This window comes from Clostridium frigoris, from assembly GCF_018861865.1.
Lineage (GTDB): Bacteria > Bacillota > Clostridia > Clostridiales > Clostridiaceae > Clostridium_AD > Clostridium_AD frigoris.
This window is the reverse complement of sequence record NZ_JAHLDV010000137.1, coordinates 1-1,450: the sequence shown is the minus strand read 5'-3', so window position 1 is coordinate 1,450 and position 1,450 is coordinate 1. Positions and strand designations below refer to the sequence as shown.

Below are 1,450 nucleotides of genomic sequence, written 5' to 3'. Positions count from 1 at the left end.
AGAGTAGGTCATCGCTAGGTAATGTTCCGCGATAGCTCAACGGTGGAGCGCTCGGCTGTTAACCGATAGGTTGAAGGTTCAAATCCTTTTCGCGGAGCCATTTTTTTATAACACAATAACATATTTAATAGATATCAATAAATCTGGTGATTATGGCATGAAGGTAACACCCGTTCCCATACCGAACACGAAGGTTAAGCTTCAATGCGCCGATGGTACTGCAGGGGTAACTTTGTGGAAGAGTAGGTCGTCGCCAGATAAATATGGATCTTTAGCTCAGCTGGTTAGAGCTACCGGCTCATAACCGGTCGGTCCGGGGTTCGAGTCCCTGAAGGTCCACCATAGGGGGATATAGCTCAGCTGGGAGAGCACCTGCCTTGCACGCAGGGGGTCAAGGGTTCGATTCCCTTTATCTCCACCAAAAAGAACAGTCCATATGGATTGTTCTTTTTTGGTGCAAGATAATAATCCAAAGTAAAAAAATAAAATAAAGTAGTGCATTTGTTGTTACAATATTAAAGACGTCATAAAGAGAGGTTAACTCTCTTTATGACGTCTTTTCTGTTTTAATAATAAATTATTCTGTATTATGATTTAATTGACTAAGAAAAAAACACACATGAGTATAATCATTATGGAATAACCAATTAATAATACAGAATTATAAAAAAATAAACACTGTTTTTAATGAAATACACCGTGTTACTACTACTCAAATTAAACAAGGTAAACAAATTGAGGGGTACATTGTAGAGACAAGTGTGGAGGAATGCACTTCCTAGGCGGACATTTTAGTACAAAACTTCTGAAAATCTATTTGAAGCACAATTAGATACAATCTATGTAGCATAAGTAAATCCAACTATTTACATCATAAATAAAAATTAGTTCAATTTGTTATTGTAATTGGTTATCAGGTTTTCTTTAAAAAAATATCACTTATTATAATGTGGATTTTATTTTTTTGTTTTATCGGAATTTTGAAATTTGAATTATAATATCTAAAGGATCTATGTGTTAGAGAAAGTATATAGTTGAATACATATTAATTTCATTAATAGTTTTTTTAAAATGAATGTACTAAATTATAATTTGTATAGATATTATTATAAACTTAACCATGTGTGTCAATATAAAGAAAAGAAAGAATTAAAGAGCAATACGTATTAAATAGAGAATAACGATGATATACAAAGAAAAAGTAAAACATACAGTATTATGTTTATGATAAAATGTTACTTGTCGTCACATAAGAGTGGCACATTAAACTAACTGTTAATTACAATTTATTAATTTTGATTAAAAATTTTATAAAGAAGTAGTTGACAAAACAATAAATACATAGTATTATAGTAGAAGTCGTCACATGATGACAAAGCAAATTGGTCTTTGAAAATTAAACAGAGAAATAGGTAAAGAAATGAAATAATATTTTATTTTAACCAGTCAA

Annotated in this window: 3 tRNA genes and 1 rRNA gene; all 4 read left to right on the top strand. The window is 31.2% G+C overall.

The window, feature by feature from the left end:
• The first annotated feature begins 25 nt into the window (after positions 1-25).
• The 4 genes from KPL37_RS19445 to KPL37_RS19430 all read left to right on the top strand — a co-directional run bounded on the left by KPL37_RS19445 (position 26) and on the right by KPL37_RS19430 (position 421).
• A tRNA-Asn gene (locus KPL37_RS19445) sits at positions 26-100 on the top strand.
• A gap of 42 nt (positions 101-142) precedes the next feature.
• A 5S ribosomal RNA gene (rrf, locus tag KPL37_RS19440) occupies positions 143-259 on the top strand.
• Between the two features lie 6 nt (positions 260-265).
• Positions 266-342 (top strand) — tRNA-Ile (locus tag KPL37_RS19435).
• A gap of 3 nt (positions 343-345) precedes the next feature.
• Positions 346-421 (top strand) — tRNA-Ala (locus KPL37_RS19430).
• The last annotated feature ends 1,029 nt before the right edge of the window (positions 422-1,450 follow it).